At 68.7% G+C, this 23,582-nt stretch carries 20 protein-coding genes and 3 tRNA genes; 3 read left to right on the plus strand and 20 right to left on the minus strand.

Annotation, left to right across the window (positions count from 1 at the left end):
* Positions 1-44: 44 nt before the first annotated feature.
* From BIV25_RS18040 to BIV25_RS18085, 10 genes are all read right to left on the minus strand, one after another.
* Positions 45-3,944 (minus strand): DNA-directed RNA polymerase subunit beta', encoded by a 3,900-nt coding sequence (locus BIV25_RS18040; protein WP_071373364.1) that lies wholly within the window; start codon positions 3,942-3,944, stop codon positions 45-47.
* Between the two features lie 101 nt (positions 3,945-4,045).
* Positions 4,046-7,531: a DNA-directed RNA polymerase subunit beta gene (rpoB, locus tag BIV25_RS18045; protein ID WP_071373365.1), complete on the minus strand. Its 3,486-nt coding sequence runs from the start codon at positions 7,529-7,531 to the stop codon at positions 4,046-4,048.
* 612 nt (positions 7,532-8,143) lie between these two features.
* Positions 8,144-8,527, minus strand: a complete 384-nt coding sequence (rplL, locus tag BIV25_RS18050) for a 50S ribosomal protein L7/L12 (RefSeq protein WP_107486170.1) — start codon at positions 8,525-8,527, stop codon at positions 8,144-8,146.
* Between the two features lie 107 nt (positions 8,528-8,634).
* On the minus strand, positions 8,635-9,165 hold the full coding sequence (rplJ, locus tag BIV25_RS18055; protein ID WP_071373367.1) for a 50S ribosomal protein L10: 531 nt from the start codon (positions 9,163-9,165) through the stop codon (positions 8,635-8,637).
* Between the two features lie 304 nt (positions 9,166-9,469).
* The gene (locus tag BIV25_RS18060) at positions 9,470-10,405 is read right to left on the minus strand and encodes a hypothetical protein (protein ID WP_071373368.1); all 936 of its coding nucleotides are present in this window, start codon (positions 10,403-10,405) and stop codon (positions 9,470-9,472) included.
* Positions 10,406-10,569: 164 nt separating this feature from the next.
* Positions 10,570-11,295, minus strand: coding sequence for a 50S ribosomal protein L1 (rplA, locus tag BIV25_RS18065; protein WP_071373369.1), 726 nt, complete (start codon positions 11,293-11,295; stop codon positions 10,570-10,572).
* A 100-nt stretch (positions 11,296-11,395) separates the two neighbouring features.
* The gene (rplK, locus tag BIV25_RS18070; protein WP_018543896.1) at positions 11,396-11,830 is read right to left on the minus strand and encodes a 50S ribosomal protein L11; all 435 of its coding nucleotides are present in this window, start codon (positions 11,828-11,830) and stop codon (positions 11,396-11,398) included.
* 169 nt (positions 11,831-11,999) lie between these two features.
* A complete protein-coding gene (gene nusG, locus BIV25_RS18075) occupies positions 12,000-12,887 on the minus strand; it encodes a transcription termination/antitermination protein NusG (protein WP_071373370.1) in 888 nt (295 codons plus the stop codon).
* A gap of 80 nt (positions 12,888-12,967) precedes the next feature.
* Complete coding sequence (gene secE / locus BIV25_RS18080) at positions 12,968-13,252, minus strand: preprotein translocase subunit SecE (RefSeq protein ID WP_071373371.1); 285 nt, start codon at positions 13,250-13,252, stop codon at positions 12,968-12,970.
* 108 nt (positions 13,253-13,360) lie between these two features.
* Positions 13,361-13,433 (minus strand) — tRNA-Trp (locus BIV25_RS18085).
* 273 nt (positions 13,434-13,706) lie between these two features.
* Between BIV25_RS18085 and BIV25_RS18090 the strand changes: the two genes are divergently transcribed.
* Both BIV25_RS18090 and BIV25_RS18095 read left to right on the plus strand, forming a co-directional pair.
* The gene (locus BIV25_RS18090) at positions 13,707-14,933 is read left to right on the plus strand and encodes a pyridoxal phosphate-dependent aminotransferase (protein WP_071373372.1); all 1,227 of its coding nucleotides are present in this window, start codon (positions 13,707-13,709) and stop codon (positions 14,931-14,933) included.
* 127 nt (positions 14,934-15,060) lie between these two features.
* Positions 15,061-16,101, plus strand: coding sequence for an adenosine deaminase (locus BIV25_RS18095; protein WP_071373373.1), 1,041 nt, complete (start codon positions 15,061-15,063; stop codon positions 16,099-16,101).
* Here BIV25_RS18095 and BIV25_RS18100 read toward each other — a convergent pair.
* Together BIV25_RS18100 and BIV25_RS18105 are read right to left on the minus strand one after the other, a co-directional pair.
* Positions 16,046-16,753 (minus strand): hypothetical protein, encoded by a 708-nt coding sequence (locus tag BIV25_RS18100; protein ID WP_071373374.1) that lies wholly within the window; start codon positions 16,751-16,753, stop codon positions 16,046-16,048. The two genes, BIV25_RS18095 and BIV25_RS18100, sit on opposite strands and share 56 nt — an antisense overlap.
* Positions 16,754-16,834: 81 nt before the next feature.
* Positions 16,835-17,452, minus strand: a complete 618-nt coding sequence (locus tag BIV25_RS18105; RefSeq protein ID WP_071373375.1) for a TetR/AcrR family transcriptional regulator — start codon at positions 17,450-17,452, stop codon at positions 16,835-16,837.
* A gap of 106 nt (positions 17,453-17,558) precedes the next feature.
* On the opposite strand from BIV25_RS18105, the gene BIV25_RS18110 reads away from it, so the two are divergent.
* Entirely contained in the window at positions 17,559-18,200 is a 642-nt protein-coding gene (locus BIV25_RS18110; RefSeq protein WP_071373376.1) for an NAD(P)-dependent oxidoreductase, read from the plus strand.
* 9 nt (positions 18,201-18,209) lie between these two features.
* Here BIV25_RS18110 and BIV25_RS18115 read toward each other — a convergent pair whose 3' ends face one another.
* From BIV25_RS18115 to BIV25_RS18150, 8 genes are all read right to left on the minus strand, one after another.
* Positions 18,210-19,295, minus strand: coding sequence for a UDP-N-acetylmuramate dehydrogenase (locus tag BIV25_RS18115; protein WP_107486173.1), 1,086 nt, complete (start codon positions 19,293-19,295; stop codon positions 18,210-18,212).
* 341 nt (positions 19,296-19,636) lie between these two features.
* Positions 19,637-21,118 carry a DHA2 family efflux MFS transporter permease subunit gene (locus BIV25_RS18120; RefSeq protein ID WP_071373378.1) on the minus strand — a complete coding sequence of 494 codons (1,482 nt, stop codon included), beginning with the start codon at positions 21,116-21,118 and terminating at the stop codon, positions 19,637-19,639.
* Positions 21,119-21,206: 88 nt separating this feature from the next.
* A complete protein-coding gene (locus tag BIV25_RS18125) occupies positions 21,207-21,776 on the minus strand; it encodes a TetR/AcrR family transcriptional regulator (protein WP_177235322.1) in 570 nt (189 codons plus the stop codon).
* Positions 21,777-21,924: 148 nt separating this feature from the next.
* Complete coding sequence (locus tag BIV25_RS18130) at positions 21,925-22,353, minus strand: MaoC family dehydratase (protein ID WP_071373379.1); 429 nt, start codon at positions 22,351-22,353, stop codon at positions 21,925-21,927.
* A gap of 7 nt (positions 22,354-22,360) precedes the next feature.
* Entirely contained in the window at positions 22,361-22,813 is a 453-nt protein-coding gene (locus BIV25_RS18135) for a MaoC family dehydratase N-terminal domain-containing protein (protein WP_071373380.1), read from the minus strand.
* Between the two features lie 179 nt (positions 22,814-22,992).
* Complete coding sequence (rpmG, locus tag BIV25_RS18140) at positions 22,993-23,157, minus strand: 50S ribosomal protein L33 (protein WP_003948671.1); 165 nt, start codon at positions 23,155-23,157, stop codon at positions 22,993-22,995.
* Between the two features lie 90 nt (positions 23,158-23,247).
* Positions 23,248-23,320: transfer RNA gene (locus tag BIV25_RS18145), tRNA-Met, on the minus strand.
* Positions 23,321-23,366: 46 nt separating this feature from the next.
* Positions 23,367-23,439: transfer RNA gene (locus BIV25_RS18150), tRNA-Thr, on the minus strand.
* Between the last annotated feature and the right edge of the window lie 143 nt (positions 23,440-23,582).

Raw genomic sequence — 23,582 nt, forward strand, 5'->3', positions numbered from 1 at the left:
GGCGGCCACCCCGAAACGGAGTGGCCGCCCTTCATGCTGCTCGCTTACTGGTTGTACGGACCGTAGTCGTAGTCCTCCAGCGGAACGGCCTGGCCGGAGCCGGTGCCGAACGGCGAGTAGTCGATGTCGTCGTAGCCGACGGCCGAGTACATCGCGGCCTTGGCCTCCTCGGTCGGCTCGACCCGGATGTTGCGGTAGCGGGACAGACCCGTACCGGCCGGGATGAGCTTACCGATGATGACGTTCTCCTTGAGGCCGATGAGGCTGTCGGACTTGGCGTTGATCGCCGCATCCGTCAGGACTCGGGTCGTCTCCTGGAAGGAGGCGGCCGACAGCCAGGACTCCGTCGCCAGCGAGGCCTTGGTGATACCCATCAGCTGCGGACGACCGGAAGCGGGGTGACCGCCCTCCTGGACCACACGACGGTTCTCGGTCTCGAACTTCGAGCGCTCGACCAGCTCGCCGGGCAGCAGCTCGGCGTCGCCCGACTCGATGATCGTCACACGGCGGAGCATCTGCCGGATGATGATCTCGATGTGCTTGTCGTGGATCGACACACCCTGCGAGTTGTAGACCTTCTGGACCTCGCCGACCAGGTGGACCTGGACGGCACGCTGACCCAGGATGCGCAGCACGTCGTGCGGGTTGGTGGCACCCACGGTGAGCTGCTGGCCCACCTCGACGTGGTCGCCCTCGCGGACCAGGACCTTGGCACGCTTCGAGATCGGGAACGCCGTCTCGTCGCTGCCGTCGTCCGGGGTGACGATGATCTTCTTGGTCTTCTCGGTCTCCTCGATCCGGACGCGGCCGGAGGCCTCGGAGATCGGGGCGACACCCTTCGGGGTACGCGCCTCGAAGAGCTCGACGACACGCGGCAGACCCTGGGTGATGTCGTCACCGGCCACACCACCGGTGTGGAAGGTACGCATCGTCAGCTGGGTACCGGGCTCACCGATGGACTGGGCGGCGATGATGCCGACCGCCTCACCGATGTCGACCAGCTTGCCGGTGGCCAGCGAACGGCCGTAGCACATCGCGCAGGTGCCGACGGCGGACTCGCAGGTCAGGACCGAGCGGGTCTTGACCTCCTCGACGCCACGGGCGACCAGCTCGTCCATGAGGACGTCACCGAGGTCGGTGCCGGCCGGGGCCAGGACCTGACCGTCGACCACGATGTCCTCGGCGAGGCAGCGCGCGTACACGGACGTCTCGACGTCGTCCGCCTTGCGCAGCACGCCGTCCGCGCCACGCTCGGCGATCCGGAGCTTGAGACCGCGCTCGGTGCCGCAGTCCTCCTCGCGGATGATGACGTCCTGCGAGACGTCGACCAGACGACGGGTGAGGTAACCCGAGTCGGCGGTACGCAGGGCGGTGTCCGCCAGACCCTTACGGGCACCGTGCGTGGAGATGAAGTACTCCAGCACGGACAGACCCTCACGGAACGAGGCCTTGATCGGACGCGGGATGGTCTCGTTCTTCGCGTTCGACACCAGACCACGCATACCGGCGATCTGCCGCATCTGCATCATGTTTCCTCGGGCACCCGAGTCAACCATCATGAAGATGGGGTTCGTCTTGGGGAAGTTCTCGTTCATCGCCTCGGCGACCTCGTTGGTCGCCTTGGTCCAGATCGCGATGAGCTCCTGAGTGCGCTCTTCCTTGGTGATCAGACCGCGCTCGTACTGCTTCTGGACCTTCTCGTCCTGCGCCTCGTAGCCCGCGACGATGGCCTTCTTCGCCTCGGGGACGACGACGTCGGAGATGGCCACGGTGACACCGGAGCGGGTGCCCCAGTAGAAGCCGGCCGACTTCAGGTTGTCGAGCGTCGCCGCCACGATGACCTTGGGGTAGCGCTCGGCCAGGTCGTTGACGATCTCGCCGAGCTGCTTCTTGCCCACCGAGTAGTCGACGAACGGGTAGTCCTCGGGCAGCAGCTCGTTGAAGAGCGCGCGGCCCAGGGTCGTCCGCAGCCGGAAGGTGTCACCCGGCTGCCACTCGGGCTCGCCCTCCTCCTGCGCCGGCGGGGTCCAGCCGCGCGGCGGGATGGTGCCCACCGGGAAGCGGATGTCCACGGCCGACTGCAGCGCCAGCTCACCGGCGTCGAACGCCATGATCGCCTCGGCCGTGGAGCCGAACGCGCGGCCCTCGCCCTTGACGTCACGCAGCTCGCCGTCGGTGGTGAGGAAGAACAGACCGAGGACCATGTCCTGGGTCGGCATCGTCACCGGGCGGCCGTCGGCCGGCTTGAGGATGTTGTTCGAGGACAGCATCAGGATGCGGGCCTCGGCCTGCGCCTCCGCGGACAGCGGCAGGTGCACGGCCATCTGGTCACCGTCGAAGTCCGCGTTGAACGCGGTGCAGACGAGCGGGTGGATCTGGATGGCCTTGCCCTCGACCAGCTGCGGCTCGAAGGCCTGGATGCCGAGGCGGTGCAGGGTGGGCGCACGGTTCAGCAGCACCGGGTGCTCGGCGATGACCTCTTCGAGGACGTCGTACACGACGGTGCGGCCGCGCTCGACCATGCGCTTGGCCGACTTGATGTTCTGCGCGTGGTTCAGGTCCACCAGGCGCTTCATCACGAACGGCTTGAACAGCTCCAGCGCCATGGCCTTCGGCAGACCGCACTGGTGCAGCTTGAGCTGCGGGCCGACGACGATGACGGAACGCGCCGAGTAGTCGACTCGCTTGCCGAGCAGGTTCTGACGGAATCGACCCTGCTTGCCCTTCAGCATGTCGCTGAGGGACTTCAGCGGACGGTTGCCGGGGCCCGTGACCGGGCGACCGCGACGGCCGTTGTCGAAGAGCGCGTCGACGGCCTCCTGGAGCATGCGCTTCTCGTTGTTCACGATGATCTCGGGCGCACCGAGGTCGAGAAGGCGCTTCAGGCGGTTGTTGCGGTTGATGACACGGCGGTACAGGTCGTTCAGGTCGGAGGTCGCGAAGCGGCCACCGTCCAGCTGCACCATCGGACGCAGGTCCGGCGGGATGACCGGGACGCAGTCCAGGACCATGCCCTTGGGGCTGTTGGAGGTCTGCAGGAACGCGGAGACGACCTTCAGCCGCTTCAGGGCGCGGGTCTTCTTCTGGCCCTTGCCGGTGCGGATGATCTCGCGGAGGCGCTCGGCCTCCTCCTCCAGGTCGAAGGACTCCAGGCGCTTCTGCAGCGCCGCGGCACCCATCGAGCCGTCGAAGTACGTGCCGAAGCGGTCGCGCAGCTCGCGGTAGAGCAGCTCGTCGCCCTCCAGGTCCTGGACCTTGAGGTTCTTGAACCGGGCCCACACCTCGTCAAGGCGGTCGATCTCGCGCTGCGCGCGGTCGCGCAGCTGCTTCATCTCGCGCTCGGCACCCTCGCGCACCTTGCGGCGCACATCGGCCTTGGCACCCTCGGCCTCCAGCTCGGCCAGGTCGGCCTCGAGCTTCTTGGCGCGGGCCTCCAGGTCGGCGTCGCGGCGGTTCTCGATCTGCTGGCGCTCGACCGAGACGTGCGCCTCCAGGGAGGGCAGGTCGCGGGTACGGCGCTCCTCGTCGACGTACGTGATCATGTACGCCGCGAAGTAGATGACCTTCTCCAGGTCCTTCGGGGCGAGGTCCAGCAGGTAGCCCAGCCGGGACGGAACGCCCTTGAAGTACCAGATGTGGGTGACGGGGGCGGCCAGCTCGATGTGGCCCATCCGCTCACGGCGCACCTTGGCGCGCGTGACCTCGACGCCACAGCGCTCGCAGATGATGCCCTTGAAGCGGACGCGCTTGTACTTGCCGCAGTAGCACTCCCAGTCCCGGGTCGGACCGAAGATCTTCTCGCAGAAGAGTCCGTCCTTTTCGGGCTTCAGGGTGCGGTAGTTGATGGTCTCGGGCTTCTTGACCTCACCGTGGCTCCACTGACGGATGTCGTCAGCGGTGGCCAGGCCGATCCGGAGCTCGTCGAAGAAGTTGACGTCGAGCACTATGCGTCAATCCCTCTCAGGGTCGTAAGTCTGTGGTCTGAAACGGGGGCCTGGGGGTCGGCGGGGGCCTCACTCATCGCGAGGCCCCTGCCGGACTCCCGTCAGACCTCTTCGACGCTGCTCGGCTCGCGCCGGGACAGGTCGATACCGAGCTCCTCCGCAGCGCGGAAGACGTCCTCATCGGTGTCGCGCATCTCGATGGACATACCGTCGCTGGACAGCACCTCCACGTTCAGGCAGAGCGACTGCATCTCCTTGATGAGCACCTTGAAGGACTCGGGGATGCCGGGCTCGGGGATGTTCTCGCCCTTGACGATGGCCTCGTAGACCTTCACGCGGCCGGTGACGTCGTCGGACTTGATGGTCAGCAGCTCCTGGAGGGCGTACGCGGCGCCGTAGGCCTCGAGGGCCCACACCTCCATCTCGCCGAAGCGCTGGCCACCGAACTGCGCCTTACCACCCAGCGGCTGCTGGGTGATCATCGAGTACGGGCCGGTCGAGCGGGCGTGCAGCTTGTCGTCGACCAGGTGGTGCAGCTTGAGGATGTACATGTAGCCGACCGAGATCGGGTCCGGGAACGGCTCACCGGAGCGGCCGTCGAACAGCCGCGCCTTGCCGGACGGGAGCACCATGCGCTCGCCGTCGCGGTTCGGGATGGTGTGCTGCAGCAGACCTGCCAGCTCGTCCTCGCGGGCACCGTCGAAGACCGGGGTCGCGACGTTGGTGCGCGGGGCGACCTGGTCGGCGCCGATGGCCTGGAGGCGCTGGGCCCACTCGTCCGCGAGGCCGGAGACGTCCCAGCCGCGGCTGGCGAGCCAGCCGAGGTGGATCTCCAGGACCTGTCCCGGGTTCATTCGGGACGGGACACCGAGCGGGTTCAGGATGATGTCGACCGGGGTGCCGTCCTCCAGGAACGGCATGTCCTCGATCGGCAGGATCTTGGAGATGACACCCTTGTTGCCGTGCCGGCCGGCGAGCTTGTCACCGTCCGTGATCTTGCGCTTCTGCGCGACGTAGACGCGGACCAGCTGGTTCACGCCCGGCGGCAGCTCGTCGCCCTCCTCGCGGTCGAAGACGCGCACGCCGATGACCTTGCCGGTCTCGCCGTGCGGCACCTTCAGCGAGGTGTCACGGACCTCACGGGCCTTCTCACCGAAGATCGCGCGCAGCAGGCGCTCCTCGGGGGTCAGCTCGGTCTCGCCCTTGGGCGTGACCTTGCCGACGAGGATGTCACCGGCGATGACCTCGGCACCGATGCGGATGATGCCGCGCTCGTCGAGGTCGGCGAGGACCTCCTCGGAGACGTTCGGGATGTCCCGGGTGATCTCCTCGGGGCCGAGCTTGGTGTCACGGGCGTCGACCTCGTGCTCCTCGATGTGGATCGAGGAGAGGACGTCGTCCTGCACGAGGCGCTGCGACAGGATGATCGCGTCCTCGTAGTTGTGACCCTCCCACGGCATGAACGCCACGAGCAGGTTCTTGCCGAGGGCCATCTCGCCGTTCTGGGTGGCCGGACCGTCGGCGAGGACCTGGCCCTCGATGACGCGGTCGCCCTCGTTGACGATGACCTTCTGGTTGACCGAGGTGCCCTGGTTGGACCGGGAGAACTTGGCCAGGCGGTACGTGATGTACGTGCCGTCGTCGTTGGCGGTGGTGATGTAGTCCGCGGAGACCTCCTGGACCACACCGTCCTTCTCGGCCTTGACCACGTCACCGGCGTCGACGGCGGAGCGGTACTCCATGCCGGTGCCGACGAGCGGGGACTCGGACTTAATCAGCGGCACGGCCTGACGCATCATGTTCGCGCCCATGAGGGCACGGTTGGCGTCGTCGTGCTCGAGGAAGGGGATCATGGCGGTCGCGACCGACACCATCTGGCGCGGCGAGACGTCCATGTAGTCCACGTCGTCACCGGCGACGTAGTCGACCTCGCCGCCACGGCGGCGGACCAGGACGCGGTTCTCGGCGAAGCGGAGCTCGTCGGTCAGCGTGGCGTTGGCCTGCGCGATGACGAAGCGGTCCTCCTCGTCGGCGGTCAGGTAGTCCACCTCGTCGGTGACCTGGCCGCCCTCGACCTTGCGGTACGGGGTCTCGACGAAACCGAACGCGTTGACGCGGCCGTAGGAGGCGAGCGAGCCGATCAGACCGATGTTCGGGCCTTCGGGCGTCTCGATCGGGCACATGCGGCCGTAGTGCGACGGGTGCACGTCACGGACCTCGAAGCCGGCCCGCTCACGGGAGAGACCACCCGGGCCGAGGGCGTTCAGACGACGCTTGTGCGTCAGCCCCGACAGCGGGTTGTTCTGGTCCATGAACTGGGACAGCTGCGACGTACCGAAGAACTCCTTGATCGACGCCACGACCGGGCGGATGTTGATCAGGGTCTGCGGCGTGATCGCCTCGACGTCCTGGGTCGTCATACGCTCGCGCACGACGCGCTCCATACGGGCGAGACCCGTACGGACCTGGTTCTGGATCAGCTCGCCGACGCTGCGGATGCGACGGTTGCCGAAGTGGTCGATGTCGTCGGTCTCGACCATGATCGTGCGGCCGGACTCGCCGGTCGTCTCGGTCTCGCCGGCGTGCAGCTTCACCAGGTACTTGATGGTGGCGATGACGTCGTCGGTGGTGAGCACGCCGGCGTCCAGCGGCTCGTCCGCGCCGAGCTTCTTGTTCACCTTGTAGCGGCCGACCTTGGCGAGGTCGTAACGCTTCGGGTTGAAGTAGAGGTTCTCCAGCAGCGTCTGCGCGGCCTCGCGCGTGGGGGGCTCGCCCGGACGCAGCTTGCGGTAGATGTCGAGCAGCGCGTCGTCCTGGCCCTGGGTGTGGTCCTTCTCCAGGGTGGCGCGCATGGACTCGTACTCGCCGAACTCCTCGAGGATCTGCTCGGTCGTCCAGCCGAGAGCCTTCAGCAGCACGGTGACCGACTGCTTGCGCTTGCGGTCGATACGGACACCGACCATGTCGCGCTTGTCGATCTCCATCTCCAGCCAGGCACCCCGGGACGGGATGATCTTGGCGGAGAAGATGTCCTTGTCGGACGTCTTGTCGATGGAGGAGTCGAAGTAGACACCGGGGGAACGGACCAGCTGGGACACCACGACACGCTCGGTGCCGTTGATGACGAAGGTGCCCTTGTTCGTCATGAGCGGGAAGTCGCCCATGAAGACCGTCTGGGACTTGATCTCACCGGTCTCGTTGTTGGTGAACTCGGCGGTGACGAAGAGCGGGGCGGCGTACGTGAAGTCGCGCTCCTTGCACTCGTCGATGGAGTTCTTCGGCGGCTCGAAGCGGTGGTCCCGGAACGTCAGGGACATCGACCCGGAGAAGTCCTCGATCGGGGAGATCTCCTCGAAGATCTCCTCCAGACCGGACTTGGTGGGGACGTCCTGACCGTTCTCCAGAGCCTCCTCGACCCGACTCTGCCAGGCGGTGTTGCCGAGCAGCCAGTCAAAGCTCTCGGTCTGCAGCGCGAGCAGGTTCGGAACCTCGAGAGGCTCCTTGATCTTTGCAAAGGAGATGCGCAGCGGGGCGGTGCTGGCGCCGTTGTTCGTATTCGCGGTCGAGGCATTGCGCGAGGCGGCCAAGAGGGGGTCCTTCCGAGGGCTCGGACTCACTACGCGCGTGCCGGCCCCTCTCCCATGCATAGAGACAGAAACCCCAGGTCAAGGGAGCTTTTGTCGTCGATGCTCAAGTGAGGGCAGACCCCTGGTGACGGGCAGGGGACAGCTAACAGGCAGCGCAAAGGGTCAGTGTAGCCACTTGGCACACTGATGTCCAGTCCCGGGTTGCTGAGACCCTTGCGACTCTCGTTGTTCTCAACGCCTTCGTCAACGCCCTCGGCATGCTGCCCTCAACGCACGTTGATACTGCCCTCTTCGTCGTCGATCCATGCCTCGGATTCGGATCCTTGTGACGACGCGTCCTGAGAATTGCGCGCTGCGTGCGGTTCGTCAAGGCCCCCCAGTCCGAAGCGGGCGGTCCGCGGACGGTCCGGAGACACGACGAAGATCACCATACCCCTCGCCGTCGCGAGTGCAAGGCAACCGTGGTCGGGCCCGCCGGGAACGCCGAAGAGCGACCACCCGGATGGATGATCGCTCTTCGGTGCGTTCGCGTTACAGCCCTGCGTGGCACTTTTCACGGCGCCACGAGGCTGCGGTCAGCGCGCGTTCGAGTCCCGGAGGACCCGGAAGGTGTTACTTGACCTCGACGGAGGCACCGGCGCCCTTGAGGGCCTCGGCGGCCTTGTCAGCGGCCTCCTTGTTGACCTTCTCGAGGACCGGCTTCGGGGTGCCGTCGACCAGGTCCTTGGCCTCCTTGAGGCCCAGGGAGGTGAGCTCGCGCACGACCTTGATGACCTGGATCTTCTTGTCGCCGGCGCCGGTGAGGACGACGTCGAACTCGTCCTTCTCCTCCTCGACCGGGGCGGCGGCGGCCGGGCCGGCCGGGCCCGCGACGGCGACCGCGGCGGCGGCGGTGACGTCGAACTTCTCCTCGAACGCCTTCACGAACTCGGAGAGCTGGATGAGGGTCATGCCCTCGAACTCGGCGAGCAGTTCGTCCTGGGTGAGAGCCATGATGGCTTTCCTTCCACTCAATCGGCAGGTGCCGGATGTACATGAATGGCGGGCGTACGTTCGGCCCGCTACGACCGCCGCCTCAGGCGGCGGTCATGATGCGAGCCGAATTACTCGGCACCGCCCTGCTCGTCCTGCTTGGCGCGAAGAGCATCCACGGTGCGGACGAGCTTCGAGGGAAGCGCCTGGAAGAGCTGAGCAGCCTGGGACTGCTTGCCCTTGAAGGCACCCGCCAGCTTGGAGAGCAGAACCTCGCGGGACTCGAGGTCCGCAAGCTTCTTGATCTCGTCGGCGGACAGCGCCTTGCCGTCAAGGACACCGCCCTTGATGACGAGATTCGGGTTGTCCTTGGCGAAGTCACGGAGACCCTTCGCCGACTCCACCGGGTCACCGGTGACGAAGGCAACAGCCGTCGGACCAGCGAAAAGCTGGTCGTCCAGCGTGATCCCGGCCTCGTTGGCCGCAATCTTGGTCAGCGTGTTCTTCACCACGGCGTACTGGGCGTTCTCACCGAGCGACCGGCGCAGCGTCTTGAGCTGCGCCACGGTGAGACCGCGGTACTCGGTCAGCACGGCGGCGTTGGAGCTGCGGAACTTGTCCGTCAGCTCGGCAACCGCGGCAGCCTTGTCGGGCCTCGCCATAGAGCCTCGGCCTCCTTCCGGGTGATTCTGACCGCGCGGACCCGAAGGAGGACTGGGTAAACGAAACGCCCCGGCGCAGGCGCTCGGGGCGGACTCGACCGGCCGCACACACGCGAGGCGCGCGCACTCCGGGAGTTCTTCCACTGACACCTGCGCGGGTCGTCCACTTTTCAGCGGATCCTTCGGCCACCGCGCCCTCGTGGGAGCGCACGGCAACGACCAGCGGTCTTTGGCTTCGGGAAGAGAGTACGGGAACGGGCCGCACGGGAGCAAATCCGCCGGCCCGCCCGTCCAGCGAGGCGCTTCAGGAGGCGCTGGCCGAGCCGCTCGCCACGTTCCCCGAGCCGGGGGTGCCGAGGGAGTTCATCAGGTCCTTGAAGTCCTTGGTGTCACCGGCCGGGGGCGCCTCCGCGGAGACCTGCACGCCGTAGTCGCTGTAGGAGGCGGTGTTGGTCAGCTCGCCCTTGGCCGTGTGCGCCTTCTCGGACTTCTTCACCAGCAGGTTCTGGTCGTTGATCCAGATGTCGATGGTCTCGGTGGTGATCCCCGCCGTGTCGAGCTGGGCCTTCAGGGCCGACATCTGCTCCGCGGTGAGGTTGCTGCTCCTGCCCGCGAGGTCGGCGACGTTCACCGTTCCGGAGTAGTGCGTGGCGCGGGCGCCGGAGACCGGCTCCTCGCCCACCTTCTTCACATCGCCGGAGGCCAGCAGCATCTGGACGGAGGAATTCGGCGTGGCGGTCTGGATCTGGTCCTTCATGTACGACCCGGAGGCGCCGCCGAACTTCGCGAGGTCGTCGTACGCGTACTTGAGCCAGTGCCTGCCGCCCATGCGCTGGGCGGAGGCGGCGCCCATGTTCACGTAGTAGGCGTCCGGCAGATAGCGGGCGTGCATCGCCGGCGCCGCACCGTTCTTGCGCATGGCCTCGGCCAGCCGACCGCCGGTGTAGGTGATGGTGAGGTCGCCGCGGAGGCCGTCGCCCCAGCGCAGGGACCCGGTCGAGGACGTCGAGATCACGTCGCCGACGGACATGGTGGAGCGCACCGTGGCCGAGTTCGCCTTGTCGGTGGACTGCTCGGCGGTGCGCAGCACGGCGGCGATGGGGCTGACGTGGATCGTGCCGCCGCCGGCCGCCTTGTCGCTCTTGCCCGTACCGCCGGCGGAGCCGCAGGCCGCCACGGACGTCAGTGCGGCGGCGGCCGCTATGCCAAGGGCCGTACGGCGCACGGTCGTGCTGTTCATCTGGTCCCACCCCTATGAGTCGTGTGTCCTGCACGCTAGTCCAGGGCACTGACAGCCGTTCGAGAGGCTGCACGAAGAAAGGACGGGCCCCGCACCTGGAAGGTTGCGGGGCCCGCCCTCTGCTTCACGCGTACCTGACGCGGCTACCGGGGTGAGCGCGGGGCTCAGACGGCGGCCGGGTCCTCCTCGACGAGGAGGTTGCGGGTGCGGTTCGGGTCGAGCTGGATGCCGGGGCCCATGGTGGTGCTGACCGCGGCCTTCTTGATGTAGCGACCCTTGGCGGCGGACGGCTTCAGACGGAGGATCTCCTCCAGCGCGGCGCCGTAGTTCTCCACCAGCTTGGCGTCGTCGAAGGACGCCTTGCCGATGATGAAGTGCAGGTTCGAGTGCTTGTCGACGCGGAACTCGATCTTGCCGCCCTTGATCTCGGTCACAGCCTTGGCGGTGTCCGGGGTCACGGTGCCGGTCTTCGGGTTCGGCATCAGACCACGCGGGCCGAGGACGCGGCCGAGGCGGCCGACCTTGCCCATGAGGTCCGGGGTGGCGACGACGGCGTCGAAGTCCAGACGGCCCTTCGCCACCTCGTCGATCAGCTCGTCGGCACCGACGATGTCGGCGCCCGCGGCACGCGCGGCCTCGGCACGGTCACCGGTCGCGAAGACCAGGACCCGGGCGGTCTTACCGGTGCCGTGCGGAAGGTTCACGGTGCCACGGACCATCTGGTCGGCCTTGCGCGGGTCGACACCCAGACGGAAGGCGACCTCGACGGTGGCGTCGAACTTGGTCGTGGAGGTCTCCTTGGCGAGACGGACGGCCTCGAGCGGGGCGTACAGCTTCTCCCGGTCGATCTTCTCGTCCGCAGCGCGAAGGGCCTTGCTGCGCTTGCTCACAACTTGCTCCTGTGTGTTCTGAAAGGAGTCGTGGTCTCTGGGCCGAGCAGGCCCTGCCACGTGCGACCGGCTACGGCCGCATGACTGCTGGGGGGTGAGGTCAGCCCTCGACCGTGATGCCCATGGAACGGGCGGTGCCGGCGATGATCTTCGACGCGGCGTCCAGGTCGTTGGCGTTGAGGTCGGGCATCTTGGTCGTGGCGATCTCGCGGACCTGCGCCTCGGTGATCTTGGCGACCTTGGTCTTGTGCGGCTCGCCGGAGCCCTTCTCGACACCAGCGGCCTTGAGGATCATCTTCGCGGCCGGCGGCGTCTTGGTGACGAAGGTGAAGGAGCGGTCCTCGTAGACCGTGATCTCCACCGGGATCACCCAGCCACGCTGCGACTCGGTCGCGGCGTTGTACGCCTTGCAGAACTCCATGATGTTGACGCCGTGCTGGCCCAGCGCGGGACCGACCGGCGGGGCCGGGTTCGCCGCACCGGCGTTGATCTGGAGCTTGATGAGCCCCGTGACCTTCTTCTTCTTGGGAGGCATTACTCTCCGGGTCCTTTCGATTCGGGTCCATGCCCGCGCGCGGAACGAGTCCTGACGCAGGCATACCGCACAACGATAACGGGTATAGATGCGCGGCTTAAAACCGAGCAGGTCAGACGGGCTGAGACAGCCTGCCTGACCTGCTCGGAAGCGGTGGCTCCAGAGAGAACTAGTTCTTCTGGATCTGGTCGAAGGACAGCTCGACCGGCGTCTCGCGACCGAAGATCTCCACCAGACCCTTGACCTTCTTGGAGTCGGGGTTGATCTCGTTGATGGTCGCCTGGAGCGTGGCGAACGGGCCGTCGGTGACGGTGACCGAGTCGCCGACCTCGAAGTCCAGCACCTGGACCTCGACCTTGCGCTGCGGGGCGGGCTTGCCCTCGGCCTCGGCGGCCTCACGGGCGGCCTTCTCCTCGGCCTCCGGGGCGAGCATCTTGACGATCTCGTCCAGGGTCAGCGGGTACGGGTCGTAGGCGTTGCCGACGAAGCCGGTGACGCCCGGGGTGTTGCGGACGACGCCCCAGGACTCGTTGGTCAGGTCCATGCGGACCAGGACGTAACCCGGCAGCTTGTTCTGCTTGATCGTCTTGCGGTCGCCGTTCTTGATCTGGACGACCTCTTCCTGCGGCACCTCGGCCTGGAAGATGTAGTCCTCGACGTTCAGCGAGACGGCGCGCTGCTCCAGGTTGGTCTTCACGCGGTTCTCGTAACCGGCGTAGGTGTGGATGACGTACCACTCGCCGGGCAGGATGCGCAGCTCCTGGCGCAGGGCCTCGACGGGGTCGACCGGCGCGGCCGGCTCCTCCTCGGCGGCCTCCGCGACAGCTTCTTCGGCCTCTTCGGCCTCTTCGGCGTCTTCCGCCTCTTCGGCTTCCTCGCCGTCCTCGTCCTCGACGTGCAGCGCGGCCTCCTCGGCCGGCTCGCCCGCCTGGTCGTCGGCAGCCTCGACCTCGTCCAGGTCCTCGTCCGCACCTTCGACGATGTCGAGCTCGTCTTCCACGGACTCGACGTCCTGCCCGTGCGACTCGATGGCGTCGTTCAGGTTCTGGTCAGACACGGTGGCTGCTTCTTCCTGGATACATAGGGGTGGAACATGCGAAAACGGGCGCCGGTACCACGGCGCCCTTCGCTCTTGGCTCAGCCGAAGACGTACTTGGCCGCGTGGTTGAGCCCATAGTCAATCACGGTCACCAGGGCGATCATGATGGCGACGAAGAAGATCACCACAGTGGTGTACGACGTCAGCTGGTTGCGAGTCGGCCAGACGACCTTGCGGAGTTCCGCGACGATCTGGCGGTAGAAGGTGGCGAGGCGCTTCAGCGGGCCCTTCTTGGCGCGCTTGCCGCCCTTGCGGGCCTTCTTGGACTCGGACACCTCGTCCTGGGCATCAGGCGTGTCGATGGAGCCCACGGCGTCCGTCATGCGTCCTCACCTGGTCCCGGGTCATGGCCGTGCCGCGCCCGGTTTCTGGAGCCGCACGGCGGTGCATTACTGAACGTACATGCGCACACATCCTGGCGGTGTGTGTAGCAGGGCCGGAGGGACTTGAACCCCCAACCGCCGGTTTTGGAGACCGGTGCTCTACCAATTGAGCTACGACCCTTTGTGTGCCCCCCAACGTACCGCATCCGACCGGGTGCTCGGTGTGCACCGGTGCCGGCGGCGGCTGCCGAAGGCCAACGAGGTGAGAGTGTACGTGGTCCACGGCCCGGCGTCGAACAGAAAGTGCCCGTCCGGGGCGGTGCGACCGAAGATCGTCCTGGCCAAAGAGCGGATCGGCCCCGGATTCGGATCCGTGTTCACGTGCCGACACCTTGCTGTTCAGTCTGTGAAACCCGCGTGCCGGGGACATTTCCGGTCTGGAACGATGGGCCGCATGAGCGCTGCAACCCCTCCCACCGAGCGCCGGGTCTCCGCCCGAGTCGGCGCGATCTCCGAGTCCGCCACCCTCGCCGTGGACGCCAAAGCCAAGGCCCTGAAGGCCGCCGGGCGTCCGGTGATCGGCTTCGGCGCCGGCGAGCCCGACTTCCCGACCCCGGACTACATCGTCGAGGCGGCCGTCGAGGCCTGCAAGAACCCCAAGTACCACCGCTACACGCCGGCCGGCGGCCTGCCCGAGCTGAAGGCCGCGATCGCCGCGAAGACGCTGCGCGACTCCGGCTACGAGCCGGAGGTCTCCGAGATCCTCGTGACCAACGGCGGCAAGCAGGCCATCTACGAGGCGTTCGCGGCGATCCTCGACCCGGGCGACGAGGTCATCGTCCCGGCCCCGTACTGGACGACGTACCCCGAGTCGATCCGCCTCGCGGGCGGCGTCCCGGTCGAGGTCGTGGCCGACGAGACCACCGGCTACCGCGTCGGCGTGGAGCAGCTGGAGGCGGCGCGCACGGAGCGCACCAAGGTCGTCCTCTTCGTCTCCCCGTCCAACCCGACCGGCGCGGTCTACAGCCGCGAGCAGGCAGAGGCGATCGGCCGCTGGGCCCACGAGCACGGCCTGTGGGTGCTCACGGACGAGATCTACGAGCACCTCGTCTACGGCGACGCGGAGTTCACCTCCCTGCCGGCGCTCCTGCCCGAGCTGCGCGACAAGTGCGTCGTGGTCAACGGCGTCGCGAAGACGTACGCCATGACCGGCTGGCGCGTGGGCTGGGTCATCGGCCCGAAGGACGTCGTCAAGGCCGCGACGAACCTCCAGTCGCACGCCACCTCGAACGTCTCCAACGTGGCCCAGGTGGCCGCGCTGGCCGCCGTCTCCGGTGACCTCACGGCCGTGGCGGAGATGCGCGAGGCCTTCGACCGCCGCCGCAGGACGATCGTGCGGATGCTGGGCGAGATCGACGGCGTGCTCTGCCCGGAGCCCGAGGGCGCCTTCTACGCGTACCCGTCGGTCAAGGCTCTCCTCGGCAAGGAGATCCGCGGCAAGCGCCCGCAGAACACGGTCGAGCTGGCCGCGCTGATCCTGGAGGAGGCCGAGGTCGCGGTCGTCCCGGGCGAGGCCTTCGGCACCCCGGGCTACCTGCGGCTGTCGTACGCGCTCGGTGACGAGGACCTCGTCGAGGGCGTGAGCCGGCTGCAGAAGCTGCTGGCGGAGGCCCGGGACTAGTTCCTGGCCGCCACGCACGCGTGCGGGCCGTTTCCCTGCGGGGAGACGGCCCGCTTCTGTGTGCGAGCAAGACCACGTTCAGGGAAACGGCTTCCGGGAGTTCGGGGACGTACGGCAGGATCCTGGAATGGAGCGTGTACGTGATCTCTCTGAGCTGCCGAAAGCCCATCTGCACCTGCACTTCACCGGCTCGATGCGACCGGCCACCGTGCTGGAACTGGCCGACAAGTACGGCGTACGTCTGCCCGACGCCCTGACGGGCGCGCTGACCAGCGGCGAGCCGCCGAAACTGCGGGCCACGGACGAACGCGGCTGGTTCCGTTTCCAGCGGCTGTACGACGCGGCGCGCTCCTGCCTGCGCGAGCCGGAGGACATCCAGCGCCTCGTCCGGGAGGCGGCCGAGGAGGACCTGAAGGACGGCTCGGGCTGGCTGGAGATCCAGGTGGACCCGACGTCGTACGCGCCCCGGATGGGCGGTCTGATCCCGACGCTGGAGATCATCCTGGACGCGGTGGACACCACGGCCCGGGAGACCGGGCTCGGCATGCGCGTCCTGGTCGCCGCCAACCGGATGAAACATCCGCTGGACGCGCGCACCCTGGCCCGGCTGGCCGTGCGGTACGCGGACCGGGGCGTGGTCGGCTTCGGGCTCTCCAACGACGAGCGGCGCGGCATGGCGCGCGACTTCGACCGGGCCTTCCACATCGCGCGCGAGGGCGGCCTGCTGTCGGCCCCGCACGGCGGCGAGCTGACCGGCCCGGCCTCGGTGCGCGACTGCCTGGACGACCTGCACGCCCACCGGATCGGACACGGGGTGCGCGCGGCGGAGGACCCGCGGCTGCTGAAGCGGCTGGCGGACCGGCAGGTGACCTGCGAGGTGTGCCCGGCGTCCAATGTGGCGCTCGGTGTGTACGAGAAGGCCGAGGACGTGCCGCTGCGCACGTTCTTCGAGGCGGGCGTCCCGATGGCGCTCGGTGCCGACGACCCGCTGCTGTTCGGCTCCCGGCTGGCCGCCCAGTACGAGATCGCCCGGCACGTCCACGGCTTCTCGGACGCCGAACTCGCGGAGCTGGCGCGTCAGTCGGTACGCGGTTCGGCCGCCCCGGAGCAGGTCAGGGCGCGGCTGCTGGCCGGCGTGGACGAGTGGCTGGTGCGCCCGGCCGCCTGAAGTGGGCGTACGGCGGCCGGGGCTTGAAACAGACCATCACCTCCACGGGGTGCCCGCCGCCGGGCGACTCGACCAGCGGCAGGAACGACCCCAGGTACGCCATGCGTCCTTCGCCCACACCCCGCTGGAGCGGCCCGTGGCCCGCCGCGTGGGCGAATCCGGTGGCCGTCTCGGCGAACGACGTCCGGCTGCCGAAGAGAAGGAACGTACGCGCGTGCGTGGCGTGCCGCAGTTCGTCCCGGAAGTCCGCGCGGCCCAGGCCCGCCCGCCAGGCCGCGGCGTCCCGCGCGGTGCGCGCCTCGTCGGTGCGGACGGTCAGCGGGGTGCTGTGCCGCAGCTTCCGCCGCAGTTCGGGCCACCGGCCGGCGCGCAGCCCGAGCGAGTGGTGGACGAGGACGAGGTCGACCAGGTCACCGACGCCCTCGTCGGGCGGAACGCCGTCGCGCAGCGGCACATGGACGATCGTGTGCGGGGAGTACGCGGCGAAGGAGAACAGGCCCGCGAGCCGGTTCAGCCCGTCGTGGTCGCCGAGCAGCAGCCCGATGGGCTCGGGGGCACGCAGCGACGTGTGGCGCAGGGGCTGCCAGGGCTGGACGACCCGGTGTGCGTACGGTCCGGTGCGGGTCCGGAACTCGCGCAGCCTCAGCCGCATGCGGCCGTGCTCCCGGAAGTGCGCGGCGCGTTCGGGGCACTTGGGGCACTTGGGGCACTTGTCATGCGCTCAGCGTGAGGCTCACGCGGAGCCCGGCGCAACGGAGATTCCGCCCAGCAGCGTCTTCGCGAGCCGCGCGGCGAACGCATCGACCGGCGGCCGCTCCCCCGTGTCGGTCGCGTCGTAGGCGAACGCGCGCTGCGCGCAGGCGCCCAGCAGCAGGGAGGCGGCCGCGAAGGTGTCGGCGTCGGCGCGGACGCGGCCCGCGGCCTGCTCGGCGCGCAGGTAGGCGTCCAGGTCCTGGATGGGCCGGTGCGGGCCCGAGCCGAGCTCGCGCAGCGCCTCGAAATGGCGCTCCCTGAGCTGGGGCTCGGCGTACAGCGAGGCGGCGATCGGGAAGCTCTGCTCGTAGAAGAGGGCGGCCTGGCGCGCGATCTCGGTGAGGTTGCCCTCCAGGGTGCCCTGTCCCGGTTCGGCGGCGAGGCTGCCGAGCAGCGGCGTCAGGCGGGGCAGTCGCTCCTTGAGTACCTGGACGAACAGCTCTTCCTTGCCGGCGAAGTACTTGTAGAGAGCCGCTTCCGAGCAGCCGGCGGCGCGCGCGATCTCCTTGGTGGTGGCGCGGGCGAGCCCGGCGGTGAGCATCAGCTCGTGTGCGGCGTCGAGGATGCGCACGCGCGCGGGCTTCGGCTCTGGCTCCATGAGGCGTCCAATCGGGCTTGACGGGTGGGTGAGTGTTTACCCACTCTAGAGGGAGCAGGGGTGAGTGAACACTCACCCACCCACCCCGAACCCGGGAGTATCACTCATGAACCTCACCGTTTTCGGCGCCACCGGCGGCATCGGCCGGGAGATCGTCCGCCAGGCGCTCGACGCCGGCCACCGGGTCACCGCCGTGGTCCGCGATCCGTCCCGGTTCGATGTCCCAGCCGTCGGTGGCGGTGCGCCGGAGGTGTTCCAGGCCGACCTGAGCGACCCGGAGGGCGTGCGTGCCGCCGTCGCGGGCCGGGACGCCGTCCTGTCCGGCCTGGGCGCGCGCAGCCGCAAGGACGCCGGGGTCGCCGCCCGGCTGACCCGCACGGTGCTGCGCGCCATGGAGGCCGAGGGTGTACGGCGGCTGCTGGTGGTCAGCGCCGGTCCGGTCGGCCCCGCGGCCGAGGGCGACGGCGCCCTGGACCGGGCCATGCGCGGCGTGGTGAGGGCCGTCCTCAAGGACATCTACGCCGACCTCGCCGAGATGGAGGCCGAGCTGGCCCGCAGCGGCACGGACTGGACCTCCGTACGGCCCCCGCGCCTCCAGGACAAGCCGCTCACCGGCCACTACCGCACGGTCGTCGGCGGCTTCCCGCGGGCCGGCCGCTTCATCGCGCGCGCGGACGTCGCGCACGCGATGCTGTCGATGACCGGCGACGAGGCGACGGTGAAGCAGGGGGTCGGCGTGGCCTACTGAACCGCCGTACTAGAGGCTGACGCCCACGGTGACCGGTTCGTTGACGAGGGTGATCCCGAAGGCCTCGCGGACACCGGCGACGACCTCGCGGGCCAGCGCCAGCAGGTCCTCGGTGGTGGCCGCGCCCCGGTTGGTGAGGGCCAGGGTGTGCTTGGTGGAGATGCGGGCGGGCCCGGTGCCGTAGCCCTTGGTGAAGCCCGCCTTGTCGATCAGCCAGGCCGCGGAGGTCTTCGTACGGCCCTCACCCGCCGGATAGGCGGGAGGCTCGACGCCCTCCCCCAGCCGCTCGCACGCGCACGCGTGGAACGCGGCGAACTGCTCTTCGGTGAGGATCGGGTTGGTGAAGAAGGACCCGGCCGACCAGGTGTCGTGGTCCTCGGGATCGAGCACCATGCCTTTTCCGGCACGCAGCTTCAGCACGGTCTCGCGGGCCTCGGCCAGCGGCACCCGGTCACCGGCCCCGACACCGAGCGCACGGGCGACCTCGGGGTACTTGAGGGGCGCGGACAGCCCGCCCGCGTCCTCCAGCCGAAAGCGGACGCGCAGGACGACGTAGCGCGCGGGGTCGGCCTTGAATCGGCTGTGCCGGTACGAGAAGGCGCACTCCTCGTTCGTCAGCGTGACCGTCTCGCCGGCGCGCCGGTCGTAGGCGACCACCTCGGTGATGGTGGAGGACACCTCCTGGCCGTAGGCGCCCACGTTCTGGATCGGGGTGGCGCCCGCGGAGCCCGGGATGCCGGCCAGGCACTCGATCCCGGCGAGCCCGGCTTCGACCGTGCGGGCCACGGCGTCGGTCCACACCTCACCGGCGGCCAGCTCCAGCGTCGTGCCGCGCAGCTCGGCACCGCGCGTGGCGATGCGCAGGGCGGTGCCGTCGAAGCCCTTGTCGCCGATGACCAGGTTCGACCCGCCGCCGACGATCAGCAGCGGGGTCTCGTTGTCGTCGGCCTCGCGAACGGCGTCGATCACCTCGGCGTCGGTCTCGGCGGTCACCAGCCGCGTCGCGGGACCGCCCAGCCGGAACGTGGTCAGCGGGGCAAGGGGGGCGTCGTGGAGTACCTGCACGGCCCCAAGACTACGAGACGCCTCGGACAGCCCGTCACACACGCGTCCCCTCGGTCCGCTCCACCGGGCGGCGCCCCCGTCCGGCACACGCTGGCTCCGCGGCCCCGGCCACGACCGGCGTACGCACGCGCGCGTGGTCCCATCTGTCGGGACCACGCGCGCGTGGACGTTTCTGGCGCCCTACCGCAGGGGCATGGGCGAGGAAGGCCGGGGCGCCCCTCAGGGTGCGGTCCCGACGCGGGAGGTTCAGAGAGCGGGAGGTACAGAAACGCGAGGTGAAGACGTGCGCCTCGGTGTCCCGCGGCGGAGCGATCGGCGCGGTCCGGGGAAGAACGGGCGCCAAGGGCCGGGCTCTTTCGGCGCGTTCCTGATCAGCGGGCGGTGGTTTCCAGCGAGGCGGCTTCACGGGAGGCGGGCGCCCGGACGTGGCCGGGCCCCTGCTCGTCCTCCGCCCCGGCAGGGACGGCACTGCGCCGCGCCGGGATCGCCAAGGCCGCCAGTGCGGCGACGGCGACCACCGCCGAGCCGGTGACCAGGGCGGGCCGCAGGCCGTCCACGAAGCTCTGCGCACTCCCGTAACCGCCCTGCGCGGAGAAGATCGACGACATCACGGCGATGCCGAGCGCGCCGCCCACCTCGCGCAGCGCGTTGTTCGCACCGGAGGCGATGCCCTGCTCCTGCGGGCGGACGCTGGACATCACGAGGTTGGCGGCCGGAGCGAAGTACAGGGCCATACCGACCCCGCTGATCATCAGGGCGGGCAGCTGGACCGCGTAGGAGGCGTCCGCGGTGGCCACGACGGCCATGTAACCCAGCCCGACGGCCTGGAAGAACAGGCCCGCCGCGACGACCGGGCGGCCGCCGATGCGGTCGGAGAGGATTCCGGCGACCGGCGCGACGAGCATCGGCATACCGGTCCACGGCAGCATCCGCAGACCCGCCTCGGTGGGCGAGTAGCCGAGCACGCCCTGCATGTACTGGCTGAGCAGGAAGATCGAGCCGAACATCCCGACGAACATCAGCAGGCTGGCCGCGTTGATCCCGGCGAAGGCACGGGAGCGGAACAGCCGCATGGGAAGCATCGGGTGCTCCGCGCGGGAGCTGTAGATCACAAAACCGGCCAGCAGGGCGGCGCCGGAGAACAGCGCGGTGAGCACCACGGCGTCGCTCCAGCCGTCGGCCGGCCCGCGGACCAGGCCGTAGACGACCCCGAAGAGCCCGCCGCTGGCCAGCAGCGTGCCGGGGACGTCGAGCCGGGCTCCGGCGCCGAAGGACTCGGCGAGCCGCAGCCGGGCGAGCGGCAGCACCGCGAGGCCGAGCGGCACGTTCAGCCAGAAGATCCAGTGCCAGGAGACGTGTTCGGTGAGGCTGCCGCCGATGAGCGGCCCGGAGGCGACGGCGAGGCCGTTGACGGCGCCCCAGATGCCGTACATCGTCCCGCGCCGTGCGGCGGGCACGGCCGCGGTCAGCAGGGTCAGCGTGAGCGGCATCATCACAGCCGCGCCGACACCCTGGACCGCGCGGGCGGCGATCAGCGACCCGATGCCGGGCGCCATGGCCGCGGCGGCGGACGCGCCGGTGAAGACGGTGAGTCCGGCGATGAAGAGCCGCCGGCGCCCGAAGCGGTCACCGAGCGCGGCGCCGAACATCAGCAGGACGGCGAAGGTGAGCGTGTAGGCGCTCACGGTCCATTCGAGGTCGTCCAGCGCCCCGCCGAGATCCTTGCGGATGGAGGGCAGGGCGGTGGTGACGACGAGGTTGTCGAGGGCTGCCATGAATCCGGCGACGCTGGTGATCACGAGGGCCCAGACGGCTCCCCCGCGGCCTGTGCCCGGTGCGTTCTGCTGTGACATCTCTCCCCCAGGGAGCAATCCGGTTAGTTATTGATGACTAACTTTCGCAGCCATGAAAAAACGCCGGTCTTCCCCGGCCCGTGACGCCCTACTCCTCCGGGCAGCCCTTGAGCCGGTCCGACGCATAGATCCCCTCCCACACCCGGTGCCCGTCCGGAAAGCCCATGGCCACCAGGCAGTTGATGAGCATCCCGTGCGCCATGAAAGCGGTCGTCCCGTCGGCGTCCGCGCCGAGCGCGGCACGCACGGTGTCCCACAGACGCATCCAGCCGGCCCGTACGCCCTCGCCGAACTCACGGTCGCCCTCCGCCTCGGCGGCCGCCACGGCGACGTACATCTGCATCTGCATCATCAGCCGCTCGGGCCGCTCCGCGATGACCCTGGTGTACGCGTTCGCCATGGCGCTCTGGGCCTCCTGGCCCTCCAGCCCCTTCGCGGCCTCCTCGAAGGTGCGGATGGTGTCCTCCACGCAGCGGTCGGCCGCCGCGAGGAAAATCGCCTTCTTGCCTGGAAAGAGGCGGAAGAGATACGGCTGCGAGACTCCGACCCGCCGGGCGATCGCCTCCGTGGTCGCACCGTGGTAACCACCACGCGCGAACTCGGCGGTCGCCGCGCGAATGACGCTCTCGCGCCGCTCCTCCGCACTCATCCTGGGCATGAAGCAAAGTTAGTACTCAATCACTAACTTGGCAATCGCAGCCCGCGCGGGAGGCACACAGCGGAACGCACGTAAGGGGCGCCCCTCCAAGAGGACGCCCCTTACCTCAGTGCTGCGCGCCGGTCGGCTCAGCGCGTCACGCCAGCCGTCAGGCCAGTCGTACGACGGCCCGGGACATCCCCAGCACCTTCTGGCCGCCGCTGGTCGCCGTCAGGTCCACGCGGACGGTGTTGTCGTCGAGCTTGGCCGCGACCTTGCCGCTGACCTCGATCAGGGCGCCCTTGTCGTCGTTCGGCACGACGACCGGCTTGGTGAAGCGCACGCCGTACTCCACGACCGCGCCGGGGTCCCCCGTCCAGTCGGTGACCACGCGCACCGCCTCGGCCATGGTGAACATGCCGTGCGCGATGACGTCCGGCAGCCCGACCTCCTTGGCGAACTTCTCGTTCCAGTGAATCGGGTTGAAGTCCCCGGAGGCACCCGCGTAGCGCACGAGGGTGTCGCGGGTCACGGGGAAGGTCTGCGCCGGAAGCTCGGTGCCGACCTCGACGTCGTCGTACGCGATCTTCGCCGTCATCAGGTCCTCACGCCTCCTCGGCCGCGCGGGCCACGAGCTTGGTCCAGGCGGTCACGACGTGCTCGCCCGCCTCGTCGTGCACCTCACCACGGATGTCCAGGATGTCGTTGCCCGCGAGGGACTTGATCGCCTCGATGGTGGAGGTGACCGTGAGCCGGTCGCCGGCCCGCACCGGGCGGCTGTAGGCGAACTTCTGGTCGCCGTGCACGACGCGGCTGTAGTCGAGGCCGAGCTGCGGATCCTCGATCACCTGGCCCGCGGCCCGGAAAGTGATGGAGAACACGAACGTGGGCGGGGCGATCACATCGGAATACCCGAATGCCTTCGCGGCCTCCGGATCGGTGAACGCCGGGTTGGCCTCCCCCACCGCCTCGGCGAACTCGCGGATCTTCTCCCGGCCCACCTCGTAGGGCGCGGTGGGCGGGTAGGTCCGTCCCACGAAGGACTGGTCGAGCGCCATGGCCCGGCACCTCCTGAAGTCTGCTGTGATGGCCCCAAATTAGCCGTATACCGGCCGGGGAATGCGCGGCGGGACGGCCTGGACCCGGCAAGCCGGATTCCCGATCTTCCGGCCGACAGTCCGGTGAAACGACGCGAGGCCGCCCCCTCGAAAGGGGACGGCCTCGCGTACGAGCCTGATCAGCGCGTTTCGCGGTGCGCAGTGTGCGCGTTGCAACGCGGGCAGTGCTTCTTCATCTCCAGACGATCCGGGTTGTTACGCCGGTTCTTCTTGGTGATGTAGTTCCGCTCCTTGCACTCCACGCAGGCCAGCGTGATCTTCGGGCGGACGTCGGTGGCAGCCACGTGAGTGCTCCTAAGACGAACGGATGGACTGATTCAACGCAAAAAAGAGTAGCCGATCGAAGGACCGACCCCGCAATCGGCTACTGTCAGTAGCGGTGACCGGACTTGAACCGGTGACACAGCGATTATGAGCCGCTTGCTCTACCGACTGAGCTACACCGCTGCGATGCGATCGGACCCCGCCTTTCGACGGGAACCTCTCACACCAGAGCCCCAAAACGGAATCGAACCGTTGACCTTCTCCTTACCATGGAGACGCTCTGCCGACTGAGCTATTGGGGCGAGCGATGAAGACATTACACGGTCCGCCGCCGTTCACCCAAATCCGTATCCGGCGGCCCGTCCCACCCCTCATCTCAGCCCGCGCAGCCGCCTCCTGAGCCGCAGAAGAGGCATGCATCCGGACGCGCTTGCGCCCGGCTTCG

It is taken from the genome of Streptomyces sp. MUSC 14 (genome assembly GCF_001866675.1).
Taxonomy (GTDB): Bacteria; Actinomycetota; Actinomycetes; order Streptomycetales; family Streptomycetaceae; genus Streptomyces.

What these genes read in the sequence shown, in the direction of transcription:
- rplJ (WP_071373367.1), bottom strand. Translation starts at nt 9,165, where the DNA reads ATGGCGAGGCCCGACAAGGCTGCCGCGGTTGCCGAGCTGACGGACAAG.
- BIV25_RS18060 (WP_071373368.1), bottom strand. Translation starts at nt 10,405, where the DNA reads ATGAACAGCACGACCGTGCGCCGTACGGCCCTTGGCATAGCGGCCGCC.
- rplK (WP_018543896.1), bottom strand. Translation starts at nt 11,830, where the DNA reads ATGCCTCCCAAGAAGAAGAAGGTCACGGGGCTCATCAAGCTCCAGATC.
- secE (WP_071373371.1), bottom strand. Translation starts at nt 13,252, where the DNA reads ATGACGGACGCCGTGGGCTCCATCGACACGCCTGATGCCCAGGACGAG.
- BIV25_RS18090 (WP_071373372.1), top strand. Translation starts at nt 13,707, where the DNA reads ATGAGCGCTGCAACCCCTCCCACCGAGCGCCGGGTCTCCGCCCGAGTC.
- BIV25_RS18095 (WP_071373373.1), top strand. Translation starts at nt 15,061, where the DNA reads ATGGAGCGTGTACGTGATCTCTCTGAGCTGCCGAAAGCCCATCTGCAC.
- BIV25_RS18100 (WP_071373374.1), bottom strand. Translation starts at nt 16,753, where the DNA reads ATGCGGCTGAGGCTGCGCGAGTTCCGGACCCGCACCGGACCGTACGCA.
- BIV25_RS18105 (WP_071373375.1), bottom strand. Translation starts at nt 17,452, where the DNA reads ATGGAGCCAGAGCCGAAGCCCGCGCGCGTGCGCATCCTCGACGCCGCA.
- BIV25_RS18110 (WP_071373376.1), top strand. Translation starts at nt 17,559, where the DNA reads ATGAACCTCACCGTTTTCGGCGCCACCGGCGGCATCGGCCGGGAGATC.
- BIV25_RS18120 (WP_071373378.1), bottom strand. Translation starts at nt 21,118, where the DNA reads ATGTCACAGCAGAACGCACCGGGCACAGGCCGCGGGGGAGCCGTCTGG.
- BIV25_RS18125 (WP_177235322.1), bottom strand. Translation starts at nt 21,776, where the DNA reads ATGCCCAGGATGAGTGCGGAGGAGCGGCGCGAGAGCGTCATTCGCGCG.
- BIV25_RS18130 (WP_071373379.1), bottom strand. Translation starts at nt 22,353, where the DNA reads ATGACGGCGAAGATCGCGTACGACGACGTCGAGGTCGGCACCGAGCTT.
- BIV25_RS18135 (WP_071373380.1), bottom strand. Translation starts at nt 22,813, where the DNA reads ATGGCGCTCGACCAGTCCTTCGTGGGACGGACCTACCCGCCCACCGCG.